Origin of the sequence: Leptolyngbya sp. BC1307 (assembly GCF_002286735.1) — a bacterium.
Classification (GTDB): Bacteria; Cyanobacteriota; Cyanobacteriia; order Phormidesmidales; family Phormidesmidaceae; genus Phormidesmis.
In genome coordinates, this window is the sequence record NZ_NRTA01000006.1 from 123706 (window position 1) to 141588 (window position 17883).

The 17883-nt window shown below is 53.7% G+C and carries 14 protein-coding genes; 5 read left to right on the plus strand and 9 right to left on the minus strand.

What is annotated here, in order from left to right; genetic code table 11:
* Positions 1 to 143 precede the first annotated feature (143 nt).
* From CKL79_RS05820 to CKL79_RS05835, 4 genes are all read left to right on the plus strand, one after another.
* Entirely contained in the window at positions 144 to 1403 is a 1260-nt protein-coding gene (locus CKL79_RS05820; RefSeq protein ID WP_121968641.1) for a bifunctional sterol desaturase/short chain dehydrogenase, read from the plus strand.
* Between the two features lie 102 nt (positions 1404 to 1505).
* Positions 1506 to 2165 carry an NAD(P)H-dependent oxidoreductase gene (locus CKL79_RS05825; protein WP_121968642.1) on the plus strand — a complete coding sequence of 220 codons (660 nt, stop codon included), beginning with the start codon at positions 1506 to 1508 and terminating at the stop codon, positions 2163 to 2165.
* 480 nt (positions 2166 to 2645) lie between these two features.
* The gene (locus tag CKL79_RS05830) at positions 2646 to 3185 is read left to right on the plus strand and encodes a J domain-containing protein (protein ID WP_121968667.1); all 540 of its coding nucleotides are present in this window, start codon (positions 2646 to 2648) and stop codon (positions 3183 to 3185) included.
* Positions 3139 to 4224, plus strand: coding sequence for a hypothetical protein (locus tag CKL79_RS05835; RefSeq protein ID WP_141242159.1), 1086 nt, complete (start codon positions 3139 to 3141; stop codon positions 4222 to 4224). Before CKL79_RS05830 ends, CKL79_RS05835 begins: the two co-directional genes overlap by 47 nt.
* 34 nt (positions 4225 to 4258) lie before the next feature.
* Here the strand turns inward: CKL79_RS05835 and CKL79_RS05840 are convergent, their stop codons facing one another.
* From CKL79_RS05840 to CKL79_RS05850, 3 genes are all read right to left on the minus strand, one after another.
* Positions 4259 to 4588: a hypothetical protein gene (locus CKL79_RS05840; protein ID WP_121968644.1), complete on the minus strand. Its 330-nt coding sequence runs from the start codon at positions 4586 to 4588 to the stop codon at positions 4259 to 4261.
* A 13-nt stretch (positions 4589 to 4601) separates the two neighbouring features.
* A complete protein-coding gene (locus CKL79_RS05845) occupies positions 4602 to 5336 on the minus strand; it encodes a Uma2 family endonuclease (RefSeq protein ID WP_121968645.1) in 735 nt (244 codons plus the stop codon).
* 74 nt (positions 5337 to 5410) lie between these two features.
* Complete coding sequence (locus CKL79_RS05850; RefSeq protein WP_121968668.1) at positions 5411 to 7174, minus strand: fibronectin type III domain-containing protein; 1764 nt, start codon at positions 7172 to 7174, stop codon at positions 5411 to 5413.
* Between the two features lie 404 nt (positions 7175 to 7578).
* On the opposite strand from CKL79_RS05850, the gene CKL79_RS05855 reads away from it, so the two are divergent.
* Positions 7579 to 8511, plus strand: coding sequence for a hypothetical protein (locus CKL79_RS05855; RefSeq protein WP_121968646.1), 933 nt, complete (start codon positions 7579 to 7581; stop codon positions 8509 to 8511).
* A 3-nt stretch (positions 8512 to 8514) separates the two neighbouring features.
* On the opposite strand, the gene CKL79_RS05860 is transcribed toward CKL79_RS05855, so the two are convergent.
* From CKL79_RS05860 to CKL79_RS05885, 6 genes are all read right to left on the minus strand, one after another.
* Entirely contained in the window at positions 8515 to 8772 is a 258-nt protein-coding gene (locus CKL79_RS05860; RefSeq protein ID WP_121968647.1) for a MoaD/ThiS family protein, read from the minus strand.
* Between the two features lie 46 nt (positions 8773 to 8818).
* Complete coding sequence (locus CKL79_RS05865; protein WP_121968648.1) at positions 8819 to 11914, minus strand: response regulator; 3096 nt, start codon at positions 11912 to 11914, stop codon at positions 8819 to 8821.
* A gap of 3 nt (positions 11915 to 11917) precedes the next feature.
* The gene (locus CKL79_RS05870; RefSeq protein ID WP_121968649.1) at positions 11918 to 15451 is read right to left on the minus strand and encodes a methyl-accepting chemotaxis protein; all 3534 of its coding nucleotides are present in this window, start codon (positions 15449 to 15451) and stop codon (positions 11918 to 11920) included.
* A 155-nt stretch (positions 15452 to 15606) separates the two neighbouring features.
* A complete protein-coding gene (locus tag CKL79_RS05875) occupies positions 15607 to 16071 on the minus strand; it encodes a chemotaxis protein CheW (RefSeq protein WP_141242160.1) in 465 nt (154 codons plus the stop codon).
* Positions 16072 to 16336: 265 nt separating this feature from the next.
* Positions 16337 to 16714, minus strand: a complete 378-nt coding sequence (locus CKL79_RS05880; protein WP_121968651.1) for a response regulator — start codon at positions 16712 to 16714, stop codon at positions 16337 to 16339.
* A gap of 22 nt (positions 16715 to 16736) precedes the next feature.
* The gene (locus CKL79_RS05885) at positions 16737 to 17759 is read right to left on the minus strand and encodes a response regulator (RefSeq protein ID WP_121968652.1); all 1023 of its coding nucleotides are present in this window, start codon (positions 17757 to 17759) and stop codon (positions 16737 to 16739) included.
* Positions 17760 to 17883: the final 124 nt, after the last annotated feature.

The following is a 17883-nucleotide window of genomic DNA, read 5'->3' on the forward strand; positions in this document are numbered from 1 at the left end:
TATCGCTTGCTAAAAAGAATACCTGGATTTTTGCCTGCCGTATAGACAGGCTATGACAGCCAGGTGAACGACCCGCCGCAAACTTTTGAGCGGGTGGGCGTTACCATTGTTTCTTAAGATTGATGAGCAAAAGGCTATTCTCTATGACGGTTCCCTCCGCAGCAGACTCGCTCTCCTGGCTTTGGCAATATCTAGATCAGGTCGTTTGGGCGATCGCCGCTATCGTCTTAGTCGAAATGGTGCGCGATTTTTACCATGTGCTCAGCCATCGGTGGGCACCGCTACAGCAGCTGCACGGCTGGCATCACCGGGCCTACAAAAAAGATTTTTCGCCGATCAGTACTGAGGTCTATCGCAAGGCTCAGCTCTACAACGACGCGCCCGAGTCTCTCTTTATGATGGTGGTGATGGGCGCAGCAGCGATCATTACGCAGACGCCGGGGCTGTGGCTGGGCGTCATCTACGCAGCGGGTTTTTTAGTGGCGGCTATTTTGCGATCGCGCGGTTTGCTCACCGCTACCGACCTAACCCACGAACCCGGCCCACTCACGGGTATCCCCGGCCTATGGAAAGTCAACCGCACCTACCACTGGCGGCACCACTTCGACAATACCAACGCCTACTATGCAGGCTTTCTGACTATCAGCGATAAGCTTCTGGGCACAGCGCTCTCTCTCCAGGGCAAAACCGTCGCGGTCACCGGGGCATCAGGCACTTTGGGCCGGGCGCTGATCAAAGAGCTGGCCAAACAGGGCGCAAAACCAATTGCCCTGAGCACTTCAGCCAATGCCGATATTCCGGGTGCCAGTAAAATCGTCGACTGGTGCGCCGGGCAAGAAACAGAACTGCGCGATGTCTTGCAAAAAACTGACATCTTGCTGATCAATCACGGTATTAACGTGATGGGAGAGAAGTCTCCTCAGGCGATTGAACAGTCTCTAGAAGTCAACGCGCTGTCGGCCTGGCGACTGATGGAAGTCTTCTTAGAGACAGTCAATAATCGCACGGGCCGCGCGACTAAAGAAGTATGGGTGAATACCTCTGAGGCGGAAGTGAATCCGGCTTTTAGCCCGCTTTATGAAATCTCTAAACGGCTGCTGGGCGACCTGATCAATCTGCGCCGCAGCGATGCGCCCTGCGTGATTCGCAAGCTAGTGCTAGGGCCATTTAAGAGTAATCTCAATCCGGTGGGGGTGATGAGTGCAGGAGCGATCGCCAAAAGCATTCTCTTTTTAGCCAAACGTGATATTCGCAACATCATTGTGACTATCAACCCGCTTACCTATCTTCTCTTTCCAGTTAAAGAGCTGTCTCAGGCAATTTACTTCAAGCTCTTTTTGAAGACGGCCAAAAGCACGAAGGCTGCTGCGCCTATTGCTACATCTGTACAGTCCAGACAGTAGCAGACTGCCGGAAACTGCACAGGAAAAGGGCACGTTCAGAGAGACGCTCAAATTAGCTAAACCTGCCATAATCGGGACGATTTCACACTTAATGACATCTCTATGGCCTCCCCTACTCTGGCTCCTGTTCGAATCCTTCAGCAGCTAAACTGGCGCTATGCCACCAAAAAGTTTGATCCAGATCGTAAAATTCCAGATGACGTTTGGCGCACGCTAGAGCAAAGCCTGGTGCTGGCCCCCTCTTCGTTTGGTTTGCAGCCCTGGAAGTTTTTCGTCGTTCGCAATCCTAATCTGCGTCAACAGCTACGCCAGCACGCTTGGGATCAATCTCAGGTCACTGAAGCCTCTCATCTCGTAGTTCTGGCCATTAAAACCGATATCGATGCCAGCGATGTCCCGCCCTACATCGACCGTATTGCGGAAGTTCGACAGATGCCAAAAGACAATCTAGAAGGGCTTGCTAACATGATTGAAGGCTATTTGAAAGAGCCGCCTTATCCGCTTCAGCCGGATGCCTGGTCAGCGAAGCAGGTTTACTTAGCTCTGGGCTTTTTCCTTTACAGCGCCGCCATGCTAGGCATCGATACCTGCCCAATGGAAGGATTTGTGCCTGCCGAATTTGACAAGATACTAGAACTGCCTAAGCAAGGCTATGCGGCCACTGTGCTCTGCGCGGCTGGCTATCGCGCCGAAGATGATAAATATGCTGACCTTGCCAAGGTACGCTACGAAACTGAAGAGGTAGTGCAGTATATCGACTAGCTCAGTATCAAAGCAAGTTCTCTGTACAAATTATGAATATCCTGATGCGTGAGATCCGTTGGGTCTAATGCCTCAGGATAGTTTTCGTATGGAGAGGAACTCATCTATCAAATTTATTCAATCTTTATCGGAAAGAGCCTTTCAGGAAGCCTGATTAAAGATGAGGAATTGAATGTACGCACTTTCAGATAGCTATGGGTAAAATAAAAATGACCTTAAACTTGTGTTAACGGTAAACTTGTGTTAACGGTTAGCTAGACAATCGTGGAACGAGCCTTATTAATAGAGAGCACGGGCGACGTGTTTAGAACGTTAGCTTTTGATATATAGCGGCGTTTACAGGCAGCCTTGAACTGGTACTAAATCCGTTCATTCTATAGCTTACTTCCAGAACGTTTGGTTAAGTAACAAAGCACAGTTTTGGGTGGGCTATATTTTTGGCAGTACGTTATTTCTATATGCAAACAGGGAGCGATTATCGTGGTCAAATTCTTAATCAGTCCAGGCATTGAAAAGAGAATTCAGCAGCTTTCGCAAGCGAAAGGAATAGATGTTCAATTGCTGGAAGAATTTGCCCTTTTTGTTCTCAAGGATGGCGGAGAAAAGGTAAAACCTCTCTCCATGAACCAACTAAAAACTGCGGTGCTCAAACACTTTTCAGCTAAAGACACGGCGGCTCTACGGAAGTCTGGATCGTTCAAAATGGCGACCGATGGTATGGACAAGCTTAACCTTCGTCTTAAGAGTTCTTGGGAGACGCTCTATCGAGAGTTCGTAGGCGTACTTCCTGGGGAAGATGCAGAGATAGGCAATGACTGCATCAACGGAATCGATATTTTCAAATATTTTCGGCCCTGGAAAGTCTTTGGTCTAGAGCCACAGGCGGCTAGTGACAAAGATATCAAATTAGCTTATCGCCAACTCAGCAAGCAGTATCATCCCGACAATCCTGAAACAGGCAACGCCCGTATTTTTGACCGTATCAACACCATGTACCAAAGCATTAGCGCCGGAGCTTGACGTGCCTAGAAAAACCTCAAAATTTACCATCAAGGAAGCAGAACTCGCCGCAGCTCTTGAAATAACCCCGCAGCGGCTCGATGAAATTATTGATTTTTTCAGTTCCGATCCTAATGACGAATGGGAGCTAACTGAAGGTGACCATTTTATGTACACTAGCCAGAAGTGGAAAAATCGAATCTTTTCGGATCTGGGGGCTTTCGCGATCGCCAAATACCTAGACTCTCATGAAAACAAATCTCTTTGGGACAGAATCGTTGAATTTGTCACTCACCATCGAGAGAAAATTCGCAATGCTTTTGTACGCAAAAAGATCTACGAGAATAGTTCTTCTTTGACCTGCCGTAACGGTAGATATTTTTTATCTAAGAAAGACACCGTCGCCATTTTAAGTACGAGCTATGCCCGTCTTAATAAGTCTTTTGAAGATTTAAAGCATTCAGAGCGGCCTCTTAAAATATTCGTTGATTTTGATGAAATTGATGGAGCCCGCTGCTATTCTCTAAGTGGGTTCTATCGACTCAGCCAGAATCTTTCTAACCAGCTGACTAGCAAGGATCGGCGCGCTTGGTGTGAGGCAGTGGATATTGTTGGCAGAAAAACTCTCAAGGCAATTACCGCAGAGGCTGATAGCCGCCAACAGCGAATTCAGAAGGCGATGGGAGAAGCGAAAAAGCGCGATAAAGAGACCTGTCAGATCACTCGGGAAAAGCCTACTAGACACGACCAGTTTAACATAGCAGCTCATCACATTTTTTCGTCAAAGCACTATCCTCATTTAGCTGTGAGTGTAGACAATCTTATAACGTTGAAAGAGGGTGTTCATAAGGAGTTTCACACCTGGAACAGAGGCAATGGCAACCCTTGCACGGTCAACGACCTAATTGATTTTGTCTGCGAACGCTATCTTGATAGCTCCGAAGTGTTGCTAAGACTCTACCAAGTAAAAAGCATGTTTCCAAATGAGCCTGTCAGCACTAAGCAGCGCCAGCGCCAGCCCCAGCCTAAAAGTCAGCTGCCAGGGGAAAAAGCTGCTTAAGCCTAACTGTTTTTAAGTCTAATGTTTGAACAGCTTATAGAGGTGTTTCTGAAACTTTGGCCTCTAGCGCGGAGACCCGCTGGCTCAGTTCGATGACTAGCGTCGCCAAGTTGTCGAACTGTTCGTCTAAGGAGGGTTCAAAGGCAGGAGATGCCGTGACGGGGGCGGGCCTACTCCCACCGCTAGCTCTCGGTAGCTGAGACTGAAGCTGGCTGACCTGGTTTTGGAGCGATCGCATCTGAAACTCCAGCTGATTAATCCGCGAATCTGCTAGCGAATTAGAGGCTTTAGCAGGCCCCAACCAGATACTCAAAACCAGCAAAGCTGACAAGAACCAAACAAAAGGCTTAAAAAATAGCTTCATGACGCGCTTTCCCCTAATTCTCCGGCAGATGATCGATATCAATGCCCCGATCTTTTAGAATTTCGGCCAATCGGTCAGCTCGCTGCCGTTCTTGCTCAGCTCGTTGCCGTTCTTGCTCAGCCCGCTGCCGTTCTTGCTCAGCTCTCTCATCGCCAGTCAGCAAAATTTCGCCCTGACTATCGCACCAGCGTAACCAGGTCTCTTGCCGACCCTCAAACTCACCGTCCCAAAGGGTCAGGCCAAGATTCACCTGCTCTAGCCAGAAGCTAGACAGTTCTGCATAGTGCAGTCCTCGCAGCTCAAATAAACGTAGTGGGCTTTCTCCTAACTGCTGAGCCGGGTCGTAAAGGGCGTAGTAGGCGACCCGCATATGTTCATAAGTTCTGAGCTTACGGGCTAGCTTGTTACCGACCTGATTAGAGACAATTTCGATGACAATCTCTGGCGACTTGCCAAAATTCCACATCAGATAGCAGCGATTAGGCTTGTCCCACCAGGCTTCTGGCACCTGCACATCAAAGCTGACAAACACATCTGGCACGATCGCTGGCTGACCCACTGTATGGTAAATGCCAACATTGGCCTCGGCTAGAAAAACAGTCTCCGACAGAGCGCTGTATAGGCTGCTCACCAACAACCGCTGCTGCTTGGCCGAAGCAAAATTATCCACCGGCGTATCATCCTCGGTAATTAGCGCGTCGGCATCAGGAAGTGCGACTCCATCATCAATGACAAGAGGGTTAATCATCGGGCTTGTGGCTCCGCTGGCACTTTTCTTATCATAGGCGATCGCTCGCTGCCAGGCTTCTCACGGTGAAACCCCTAGACAGGGAGCTTAAACTCATCGAATTTAACGGCGGCTGAACTGGGATCGCGAGTATCGAAGTAGTAGCTGCTGAGAGTACCGGTCTCAGTCTCGAAGATAGTAAAGCTGGTGATATCGTTGCTGGCTAAGTAGGGAAGGGCGTTGCCGCTGTCGTCTGTGAGCGGGGCAATGGTTGGCATGATCGGCGCGAGGCCATTAGGATCACCCGTCGCGACGTAAGTTTCGCTAAAGCTTTGCAAGCTGCCTGAGATTTTGACTGCCGCCTCAGTGGGAATATCGCGCGGGTTGTCAGCTAGATGCGCGCCGTAAGTGTTGCCGACATTAGAGCTTTCTAAAAAGTGCATACCGCCCGGACTGACAAACCGATTCCACAAATGGGAATGCCCATAGAAAACAAGCTGCACATCAGCGGCGGCTAGTAGCGGTACCAGATCGCGAGTGATGTAGTCGTCTGCTTTGGGATATTCATACTGCACGGCCTGCAGGGTGCCATCGGCAGCGCGGTTTTCTACCGGCACCGGGTCGGTAAAGGCGGGCACGATATTCCCCCCTAAGGTATGCGGCGGGTGGTGCAGCATGACAATTTTGTATTTAGCCGATTGAAACTCTTCGCTGGCTAGCTCCTGCTTCAGCCATTCGTATTGGGTACTGCCCTGACGAATGTCTTCAAAGATGTGTTGGCCGTAGCCCCAAGCTTTGGGGTCTTTGAGATCGCTTTGCTTTTCGCGGTAGCGGCCTTTGGTATCGGGTGTGAGGGCGGGCGATCGCCAGATCTGAGTCACGTACAAGGACACCAGTCGCACATCGCCAAAAGAGATCGCGTAGTACGCCTGAGTTTCTCCCCCGTCAGGCAGCTGAGTAGTTGGCAAAGAGAAGATCTCTTCATAGGTATCGGTATTGAAAGCGTGGTCTTTGATCCACTGCTCAGCATCGGCCTTGTCAGCAGCCGGGTACAGTTGCGCTGCAATCTGACGAGGCAGCGGATCGTTAAACTGCGCGTTGATCGGTTCGGTATCAGAATAGCGACCCATCACCTCATGGTTGCCAATGGCAGGAAACAGGGGGGCATGCTGGATGAGTGCGCCGCCTGTATAGGTAGTGGCCACGTCGCTGTGAGTCAGCGTCTGCTGAGCGCGGCCTTGCAAGCTTGGGAAAAAGCCTATCCCTTTAGCATCGTCAAACCATTCCGAGGCGCGATCCGCGTGATCTACCAGATCACCTGCAAAAAATACGGCGTCTACTCGGCCTACGGTTTCTTCTACCTTTTGCAGATTGGCTGGGGTGAGCGGCTTGATCTGGTGGTCGGAGGTGAGCAGTATTTGCAGCGGTTGACCGGCGGGGGGCGTAGCGGCGAGTGTGAAAATATCGCTGATAGCTGTTTGGCCGCTAGCGTCACGGCTGATGACTCGATAGGGGAGGCGATCGCCCGGATTCAATCCGGCTACCGTCGCCTGATGACGCCAAATTTCGCGGCGGGTCAGCCCCGAGTAGGTGCGATCTGGGACGCGGGAGTCGCTGTCTTCACGGGTACGGCTGAGCTGGGTGGTGGTAGCTTTGGCCGTCAGCTTCTCGCCGTACTCTACCGTGTGATCAGTGCCTTCAAATTCGGTAAACCAGACCACCTGCACAGATGAATCTGTTGGTAGTTGTAAGAACGGATCACTCAAGAGAGTGGGGGCAGGATCGAGCAAAGCGGACTCAGTCGGCGGCTCAGCTGTAGAGGCTTCATTGCTGCGGTCAGGTAAATTAGCTGATTGCATAGCAATGACGCTGGTAGCCGCAAGCGCAGCGATAATGAGTAGAATAAGTTGCTGATACAGCTTCTTTCTAGAAGCGTTGCGCCCTTTCATACAGGATCTCTTTGCGTGTCGATAAATGAGAGCCCACTACAGGGGGATAATAACCCGTTTAAACGTATCAGATTATCTTGTGACTCGCTGATCTCAGAGCGCTAGATCACAATCTCAACCTATAGCCCCGAAAAATCTAGCCTCGAAGCATCCAGCTATGGTTCTGATCTCCTGATCACCCGGACTGTCCGAACTGCCGTCACCTCTGCCGATCAAATAAGCGTCCTGCGATCGCACCTAATTTTGCTCACGCCGTGACAGCCTGTCACTATAGCTGAGTTAGCACCACCCATTAGGCTAGCCGCCCACCGTACATGCTTCCTGCTAAACCCCAATGGCAAAAACTGATTCACTGGGTGAGTCCGCTGCTGGTGCTCTCTTTGGGGCTGCATGGATTAGCCTTGCTTATTCCCATTCCTAAAAAGCCAGAGGTCAGAGAAGAACCACCCGAGACCGAACTGCTCGAACCCATTCGGGTTTCTGCTTTGCCCAAGCCCAGTTTGCCTGAGTCTACAGGGGCCGAGTCTACAGGGGCCGAGTCTGCAGCGATCGCTCCGCCTGGACTGACTCAGTCGCCACCCGCTGCCGCCCCTCCTGAACCTGAGCGATCGCCTGAACCCGCCCCTCGTCCTTCCCCCTCATCCGTTCCGGCCCCCGCACCGGCTTTACCCGTCGCGCCACCGGCAGGAGACTTAGGGGAGGCAGACGGTGTAGAAAATGTGGAAAATGCTGATTCATCGACGGGTAAACCAACCAAACCTGATTTGGTGCCTCAGCCATACAGCGATGTGGGAACGACCACTGGAGAAGCCGCTGCCGTGCTGTCCGAGCTGCTCAGCTTTAATCCAACCGCTACTGGCGATCCGGCTCCGCTCAAATTTATCAAGCATCCTTTGCCCCTGGCATTTCCAGCGGAGGACTACTGCTTCAAAAATTACCCAGAGCCACCCGCTAGCGTGGTTGTTATCGTCGAGAAGGCGCAGACGGGCCCAAAAGTTGTAGATGGTGGCATTACCCAGAAGACCGGCTACGAAACAATTGACAAGTGGGTTGATAAAGGCGTTTTTCCTACTAATCAGATCGATCCCAATGCGAATACCGACGTTGAGATTCCTGATGTGGCAGATGTAGACATCCTGGAGTGGATGGCTGGGAATATTAATGGGCCACTGTTTGAATCGGATGAGTTGACCGTAGCCTATACGTTTGGTGTGAAGGTGACGCTGGTAGGCAACCCCTGTCGCTAAACCTCAACCGCCACTGACTGGCGGAATTAGCACCAATTCGTCGCCCGATTGCAGAGGTGTATCGGCAGGTACAAACTGTAGATTGATGCCAAAGCGAGTGAGGTCGCGCCAGCGCGATAGGGTGGGATGGTCGGTTAAGAGGCGATCGCACACCTCTCCTGCCGTCGTCCCTGCTGGTAGAGTCAGCTTTTTCTCAGGTACGCCTAGCGTCTCCTGATAGACAGCGAACAGCTTTAAGGTAATCGTAATTGTCTCTGCCATCGTTTTTTATAGATGTTTTATAGATAGATGCCCTCAGGTGCGTGCCTTAGCGTTTGAGAGAGGCGGCTAAGCTTTTGAGCAGCGATCGCTCCTGATAGGGCTTAGAAAAATAAGCGGTCGCTCCCAAATCCATAGCCAGAGCGCGGTGCTTTTCGCCACTGCGAGAGGTGAGCATGGTCACGGGCACGTCCGCGTATTGGGGCAGCGCCCTGAGCTTAGAGAGAAAGCTGTAGCCATCCATTCTAGGCATTTCTATATCGCAGACGATGCTATCTATGATCAGTCCTGTCTCTAGCTTTTCTATAGCATCTTGACCATCGCGGGCCTGTGCCACCTCATAACCGGCTTTCTCTAAAGTTAAGGCCAGCAGCCTGCGAACGTTGGCCGAATCGTCAATCACTAAAAATCTGGGTGGGTGGTGCGCTGCTCTACCCGCAGCAGGCTGCAGTACGAACGGATCGAAGAGACCATTGACCACCGGGTTGGAATACAGCGCTTCGGCAGTATTGATATCGGTGCCTTCGCAGCTCAATACCCACCGGGCCAGGTCAGGTAGGTTGACCAGTGGCACTACTTTACCATCTCCTAAGATAGTGCAGTTGCTAAAGCCAGCGGGCAGCGCAATGGGGCCTTCTACCCGGCGGACGGCGACCTCCTGCTCGCGCCAGGAGCGATCTACCTGCAGGCCCAGCCGCTGATCGCCCATGCGAAAGATCAAAACGCTCGGCGTACTCAAGTTGGGGGTTTCCTCCAGGCTATCGATCTGCCGGGGGCAGTTGAAGGCCAGCCAGTTCGCTAGCCGAATCAGGCGCAGGCCGCTGCCTCTATAGGAAAACATCTCCCGGCCATCAACGCGGTAGATATCGACCGGGTTGACGACGACAACCGCTTCGATCATGTCAGTAGGCAGCGCGACGGGCATCCGATTGCCCTCAGCGAGCATTACCCGCGTAATTGAGAGAGTGTAGGGCACTGAAATTGTGAAGGTAGTGCCTTTGCCTGCTTTGGTCTCGACGCTGATATCGCCTCGAATTTCGGTGAGATTGTTACGGACGACATCCATCCCCACGCCCCGCCCAGAGAGGGCCGTCACCTGACTAGAGGTGCTAAAGCCTGGCTCAAAGATCAAAGAGAGCAGGTCGGCTTCGGTGGCGGTGCGCAGCAGTTCCGCATCTAGGCCTATGGTTTGGGCGCGATCGCGAATTTTCTCTAGCGCAATCCCGCCCCCGTCGTCGCTTACGGTGATCACGGTGCGGCCACTGCGGTTAAAGGCCCGAATAGAGATGGTTCCCTGCCTGGGCTTGCCTTGTGCCTGCCTTTGCTGTGGGGTTTCAATGCCGTGGTCAAAGGCATTGCGAACAAGGTGCATGAGCGGATCGCTGAGGGCCTCTAGAATATTGCGGTCAACCAGGGTGTTTTCGCCCTCTAGCTGTAGCTCAACTGGCTTATGATGCTCGGCGGCAAGTTCGCGCAGGGCTCTGGGAAAGCGGTTGGTGATATCGGAGAGGGGGCGCATGCGCAGCTGATTGAGATTGCGCTGCAAATGGCGGGCAGTGCGGTGCAGCGTGCGGGTCGTCTGCTCTGTGCGGTCTACGCTGAGTTCGATATCATCTGCTGTTTCCTGTAGCTTGACTACCGACTCTACTATCTGACGAAACGGCAGATGATCGTCGCTGTAGCGGTCGAGTTCTAGCGTGTCGAAATTGTTGCGGAAGCTAGAGGCTGGCAGCGCTGCGGTCTTAGTGCCGCTCAGAATCTTAGTGCCGCTTAGAAGTAAAGGCGGGTGAGGCTGCTCGTACAGGTCTTTGACATCGTCGCTGATGGCATTGAGCGATCGCAGCTTGCGGCTCAGATCTTTGACCAGGTTGCGCAGCCGCTCTACCTCAGACTCCAGGCGATTGCGCTCAATGGTCAGTTCGCCAAAGTCATCGTTGAGCGCATTTAGCTGCCGAACCGATACTCGCACAGTGTTGTCAGCAAGATCAGGTGCCTGCGACTGCGGCGTTTCAGAAAAGCGAAATTCGGTGCCTGCCAAATTGCCCAGCGGATAGTCAGCGGCATCTGCCTGCCCGTCTGAGTTGTGCGAGCGGTCTACCGCAGCAGTCACCTGCGCAAAGCCCGTGGTAAACGCGTCTGCGTCTGCGTTTGGCTGAGCGATACCTGTCTCAACCGCATCGGGCTCAAGCAGGTCAGGATTCACGGCGGCAGCTTCAGCCCCCACAAAGACATCGCCGATCCTATCGCTGACCGTGGCGTCATCTTCGTCAATGAGTCCAGCAAAGACATCACCGACTAGCTGATCGTCTTCTGCGCCTAAGTCAGCCCAATCCGCTGTCTCCAGCAGCTGATCGGCCATCTCTACTGGGTTCTCTACCGGTTCAAAGCTGACTCCCGCTAGCTGAGTGGGCATAGCGTCTGCATTGCCAGTTAGTACCAGCGCCTGGCAGCGTCGCCAGGCTTGCAGCGTTTTTTGAGCAACCGTCTGCACCGGAGCGGGGCCGGCAGCAGCTCGTTCTATTGACTGGCAAAGCTGCACAAACGTAGGCAAGTCCAGCATTTTCCCCAAGCCGCTCAGCTCTTGAGACATTTTGATCAGCGCTTCGCCCAGGTGATCGGCCTGCTGGTCAATTAACTGTTCTAAATGCGCTAGCGATCCCTCTATTTCTGTCTGAAAGATCAGGGGCATGACGTTTTGGCCTTCGTCAGCGTCCATAATCAGGGCGTCATCTTCTGCTGTGGGTTCACCCAGCAGGTTGTACAGCCTGTCAAAAATAGGCAGCACGGCAGTACTGAGCCAGTCTTCAGTGGGGAGCGTGCCCGTGCGATCGCGCTCTACAATCTGGCGAATGGCATCAACGCCTCTGAGCAACTGGCTTTCTACTTCGGGGTTGACTCCTTCACCGCGCTTGACTCTAAGTACCTTGAGCGAGTCTTCTAACCGGTGGGCCAGACTGCTGGTGAGGTCGTAGCCCATCAGCGCCGATCCGCCTTTAATTGAGTGAGCGGCCCGCAGTGCGGCGTTGATGCCCTGGCTGTCTACCCCGCGCTGAGCGACGCCGAGCAGCGTCGTCTCCAGCGTATCTAAGTACTCCTCAGCTTCATCGAGAAACTGCAGGCGAATCTCCTGCTCAGTATCTGCCATAATCTATTCACCCGCTTCGACAACAAAGGTAGAGACCTGAGACTGCAGGTCTTTGGCCACGGTGACCGTTTGCTTAAGAGCCGCCGACACCCGCCGGGAAGAGTCAGAGGTGCGCTTAGAGAGCTGGGCAATTTCTGCCATCAGCGCAGAAACTGACACTGAGGTTTCGACCTGAGAGCCCGTCGCTGCCGAAATCAAGCGAGCCAGTTCATCCATTTTTTGAGACCCCGTCAAAATCTGGTTCAGGCTGGTCTTGGCATCTTCTACCCGGTAGGTGCCTTCAACAACCTCAGCCGTACTCTGCTCAATGGCCTCGACCACATCGCTGGTTTCTCGCTGAATCGTTTCGACAATCCGCTCAATCTCCTCGGTTGCCGTTGCCGAACGGGAGGCCAACTCACTGACCTCTTCGGCGACAGCCGCAAATCCCCGGCCCGCTTCTCCGGCCCTAGCCGCTTCAATGCCAGCATTGATGGCCAGCAAGTTAGTCTGCTGAGAGATCTGGTTGATCAGCGAGACGGCTCTGGTAATTTGCTGCGACGATTCGCCCAAGCGTTTGACCTTTTTGGCCGTTTGGCCCACAGTTTGCCGCAGGGCGAGAATGTTGTTGACGGTGAGATCCATCGCTTCGCCGCCAGCGGTGGCTGTCTCTGAGGCGGCTTTGGCGACAGCGGCAGCCTCCTGCGCCTGCTGCGCGACCTGCTGAATGGAGGTGGTCATAGCCGCGACTGAGTCTAGCGTTAGGGTGGTTTGGTCAGCCTGCTGGAGCGCTTCGTCGGCCAGGGTGCGAATATCGCTTTCGTTCTGCCCCAGTGCGGCATTGACCTGAGCGGCAGACTGTTTGACCTGAGTGACAATCTGCCGCAGGTTTTCGACAATCGCATTGAAGAAATCAGCTACGGTGCCGATTTCGCCAACGGTGACGTTGGCCCTAACGGTGAGGTTGCCGTCGGCAACGGCCTCAACATTGCCTAGCAGATCGACGAGCTGTAGCTGTAGCTGCTCTTGCCGCTGCCGTCGTTCTTCGGAGAGGGCCTCTGTTTGCGCCAGAGCCTGCTCTTTTTGCCGGGTGGCCTCGGCCTGCTCCAGGGCATAGCCTAGCTGGGTGGCGACGCGCCGTATAAAGCTAATGGTTAGCTCTGACCAGTCTCTAGGCCCGGCGCATTCATGGGCGATGAGTAGACCTAGCAGCCGGTCTTCGACCAGGATCGGCGTGACCAGATTTGCCCGGACTTTGAAGGGCTCTAGCTGGCTCAGGTGGCAGTCAGTCAGGCCAGCATTGAGAATATCGGCAGTAGCTTTTACCCGCCCGGCCCGGTAGTGCTCGATGTAGCTATCAGCAAAGCAGGGGTCGGTGATCTCTGCGCCGAGGGCGGGGGGCCACTGCGACTCGACCGCCTCGGCGACGATGGTGCCGCTCCAATACTCATCAAACAGATAGACCACGACGCGGCTAGACTCAATGGCGACCTGCACCTGCCGGGTGACGATGCGGAAGATTTTTTCGCGATCGCTCGTCTCTCGAATAGCCGTAGTCAGCTGGTTCAGCTGCTGCTCTCGCTGGATTGCCTGCTGCTGGGATTGCTGCAGCTTAGACTGAGCGAGCGCGTAGCCTACCTGCACAGAAATTTGCTGCATCATCGCGATTTCTTCAGACTGCCACTGGCGCGGACTACTGCACTGATGAGCGCACAGCAAGCCGACTAAGTCTTCGCCCACCAGAATCGGCGCGACCATATTGGCCTGCACCTCTAGCTCTCTTAGCAGGCGGCAGTGACAGTCAGTCAGGTTGGCCTTGTCAAGATCTTCTACGTAGGCAACCTGTCCGGTTTTAAATCGATCTACCGAGTTGGGCAGCATCGGATCTTCTAAATGCCTGCCCTTAGTGCTAATCCAGCCTCGCCTGACCAATTCGGCAGTCACATCGCCGCCGCCATAGCCTGCCGAAAACCAATAGACCAGCGCCCGATCTACGTTGAGCACTTCTTGTACCCCTTCTACCGCCATGTCCAAAATCAAGGCTGCATCCGTCGTCTGTCGCACTTTGCTAGTCAGTTCAGAAAGCAGCTGAGCGCGCCGGGCCGATTCGGTTTGGGTTTGGGTTTGAAACCGTAGCGAAGATTCGGTGCGAGAGACTGCGGCAGCTAGATCGTTAAAGGCGCTGGCAACGCGGCCCACCTCATCGCGGGAGTAAACGTCGGCGCGGGCGGTGCGATCGCCAAGCGCAAACAGCTCAGTCGCTGCCTGCAGATTTTTCACAGGTTTGACAATAGAGCGTCCTAGCAGCCGGGCAATCACGACATCGGCTAGCAGGGCCAGCAGGGCTACCCCAAGCTGCAGCCACAGGGCGTTCCGTAGCCGCTGGTTGAGCGCGCTTTCTGGCAGGCCGCGCAGCACGACGCCGACGGGCTGGCCCTCACGATTGGTCAGGGCAGTCGCGGCTACGGTGTAGCGATCGCCATTGCTCCCGGCCAATCGCCGCTCCACCACCGCCGGGGCAGCACTGGCTGTCTCAGCTAGAAAATCTTGTCTATCGGGGCTAAGGGCAGTGAGCTGCTCAGCATCGCCCGGCTCAGATCCGATGGTCACTAGGTCAAAGCTACCGCCGGGGGCTTGCTGATAAATAGCGCTATAGCCACTGTCAAACTGATTGAGTGCGTTGGTAACGGCGGTCGAGCTGCCGTCGATAATATTGCCTGTGACCAGTGCGCCGAGTACCTCACCGCGCGCCGCTGACGGATCGGCCTCGCCCCGCGCAAAAATCGGCGTTACCTGATATCTCACTAAGACCGCTGCCTCGGCTCCTTCGGGCGCAGAGATGCCCAACTGCTGTAGCTCAGAAACGCTCACCTGGCTGGTTGCCGCCTTAATCTGACCCTGGCGCAGCGTGCTAGAAACCAAACTGTCTGGGTCAAACAAGTCGCCGCTGCGATCGCCGTTACCACTGACAATCACCTTGAGATCTGGGCCTACCAGCGTCGCATACTCTAACTGGTCAGAGAGCATTTTTGATCGAAGATCAGCCTGGGTCTGCTGTCTGAGATCGGCGTATAGGCGGTCAGTTTCAGCGTAGGTCTCAGTGGCTGCTAGCAGCACGTCGCTGACAATTGGCCCGTTCGTTGCGTCGCTATTCAAGTTACTAGTCGTCGCCGATAGTTCTGATTCGGCCTGATCGAGCAGCTGGCGGCGGCCCATCGCTGAGAGCAGCAGCAGACTAATTCCAATAATGCCCAGCGCTGACAGCAGCTTAGAGGCGAGCAGCCCGGTCAGCTGCTTGTCGGCAACCGGCAGATTGTAAAACCACTGCGACAGCCGAGAGCGGCTAGCCTGTGTCACCTGGACTTTTTCTGGCGCATAGCGATCGCCCCCTTCAGTCAGCTGCCTATGCGCCAGGTTTTCTTCTGAATAATGGGCCTGATGGAGATCATTCGCGGCAGTTGCAGACGGTGATGTATTTGCTTTCAAATTGTCTGCTTTCGCATTGATAGCATTATCACTAGGGTTAGCCGGGTAGGGCGGGCGAATATTACGGGTCATGTCAGACTCACTTCAGAACACATCGCAAAACGAGGCAGGCTGTTTAGGTAGCTGTAAAAACATACAGACCCCAACAGCGCATATCGGAGCTAAAGGACTATAAAACAGCTCAAGCTGAGTAGCTTGACCTGAAGCTAGCTGATGCACCCTGTAGATTATTGACGTTGAAAAACAGAAGACTGTAGCACCGCTTCAGCATCTAGCACCAGTAAGATCTGGTCGGCTTGAACGGCGCACCCTCGCAAATAGGGCAGCAAAATTGGGTTGGCCTGGCTCGGCAGCGGTCTAAATGCAGTGACCGGTAGATGAATAATGCCGTCAATCTCATCGACCATCAACCCCAGCGAAGCACCCGATTTGACAGTGACCAGACTGTACTCTTGTCGGGGGCGATCCGGCACAGGCATTCCCAGTAGTTTTACCAGGTTCGCAATCCAAATTATTCGGCTGCGGCGGTTGACTAGCCCCAGCATACAGGGCGGCATATTAGGTATGGCCGTCACCTGAGCGGCTGGCAGCACCGTTGCTTCTTCTACTACGCTAGCCGCAAAAACAGCCGGAACCTGGGGCGCTAGCTGAAACTTGAGATAGGTCTCGCCAGCAAGCTGACGATCTGGCATAGCAAGATTGGTTTTCACAAAAAATGGCTACCTGCGAGCTATGGGCAAATATCCAGCGCTAAAACTGAATTCAGACTAAGCGTGACATGCCCCCCGAGCAGCCATCTCAGTTTCGCCATTCTAAAGTCTTCCAAAGCGCAGACATCTACATCCGCTCTGCTTGATAAAAACTTATTAGATCTAAGCAGCTAAGGCTGACATGCTTTATCCATCCTTCAGAAATAGCGTTAAGGATGCCAGCGCCATCATTTCCCCAGGTGCAGCGCTACGCCAGTACTGTCTTCACCACCTGAATGAGTTCATCTCGCGTGTAGGGCTTAGTCAAGTAGGCGTCGGCTCCTTGGCGCATGCCCCACAAACGGTCAATATCTTGCTTTTTAGAAGAGCAAATGACGATAGGAACCGTCTGAGTTTCAGGTGTGCGTTTGAGCTTGCGACACAGCTCAAAGCCACTGATGCCCGGCATGACTACATCGGTGACGATCACATCTGGCTGCTGGGCGATCGCCTTGTCAAGCCCTTCGCTGCCGGTTGCTGCGCCGATCACGCAAAAGCCCTCCTCTTGCAGGTAGTGACTCATCAGCTTGAGTTCTGACAGCGCATCTTCAACAATCAGCACAGTGGCCATCTTTGTCATAGTCATGATAAAACCATCGCAAAAGCGTTTAATCTTTCGGGGGCAGATGCTTGAAAACCGTCTTTAAGAGATCACTTTGGGTGAAAGGTTTGGTCAGGTATCCAGAAGCCCTTACCAATTTTGCCCTAGCGCGGTCAATTAGGCCGGTGTTTCCGGTCACCATCACAATCGGTGTACGTTTGTAGCGCGGATGCCGCCTGAGCAGGGCGCACAGATCATAGCCGTCGAGATTGGGCATGGTGATATCTAGCAAGATCAAGTCGGGCTTGCTGCGAACGATCTGCATCAGCGCTTTGACCGGATCGTTGATAGCGACAACTGAGAGACTCTGGTCTTCTAAGAATTTTTGGATGGTGTTCAGCACTGTCGGGCTGTCGTCAATACAGGCGACTGTATAGCTAGGGCGCTGAGGATCGACCATGTCTAGCTGGCCATTGCCGCTGACAGTGCCGACCTCGGCAGCATTCGGCTTGCTAACGGCTTGCAGCCTTGAAGTCGCTATGCTAGCTGCGGTAGTCGGCTGACCGGCAGCCCGCTGTCTGCTGTTGTGCTGACACAGTTCTACGATTGGCCGCAGGTCTAAGCGACAGAACGTGGGAATGCCTTCGGTTTGTGCGGCAGGGATGAGATTGTAGCGCCCCTCTCGAACGCTGAGGAAGGGCTCGATCACAATGGTGGCGATCGCCTCGATCACCTGAGTCGCCTGCTGCCCGCTCAAGTGCTGCTGCTCTACTAGCCAGCAGAGGGCACGGTAGTCGCGGCTGACCACAGCATCTACCTCATCGGTCTTTTCAAACAGCCGCCTGGCCTCCTGGCGAACCGCCTCGGGTAACGACTCAACCCGCTGCAGCTGCTGGTCTAAGCGATCAAAACCATCGACAGAGCTAGTGGCAAAAGTGAGTCGCCCCTGGCTAAACAGCAGCCGCCACTCTGCCGCCCTAGCCGAGAGCGTCAGACAGCCGCTCACCTGGCGGCTCACCATCTGGGCCAGCAAACTTAAAGGGTGCAGCTGATGAGAAGTACTGTAGGTGCTAGAACGGCTATTCGTCATCTTTAATATCTAAAGTTTTTGAAAGATGGGGTCTTCGAGCCTCGATCTGATCTTAAGAGAAACCCCGACACCAGAGAGGGCAACTGCATCAAAATTGAGCTTTATTAGCCTACTACACCCATCT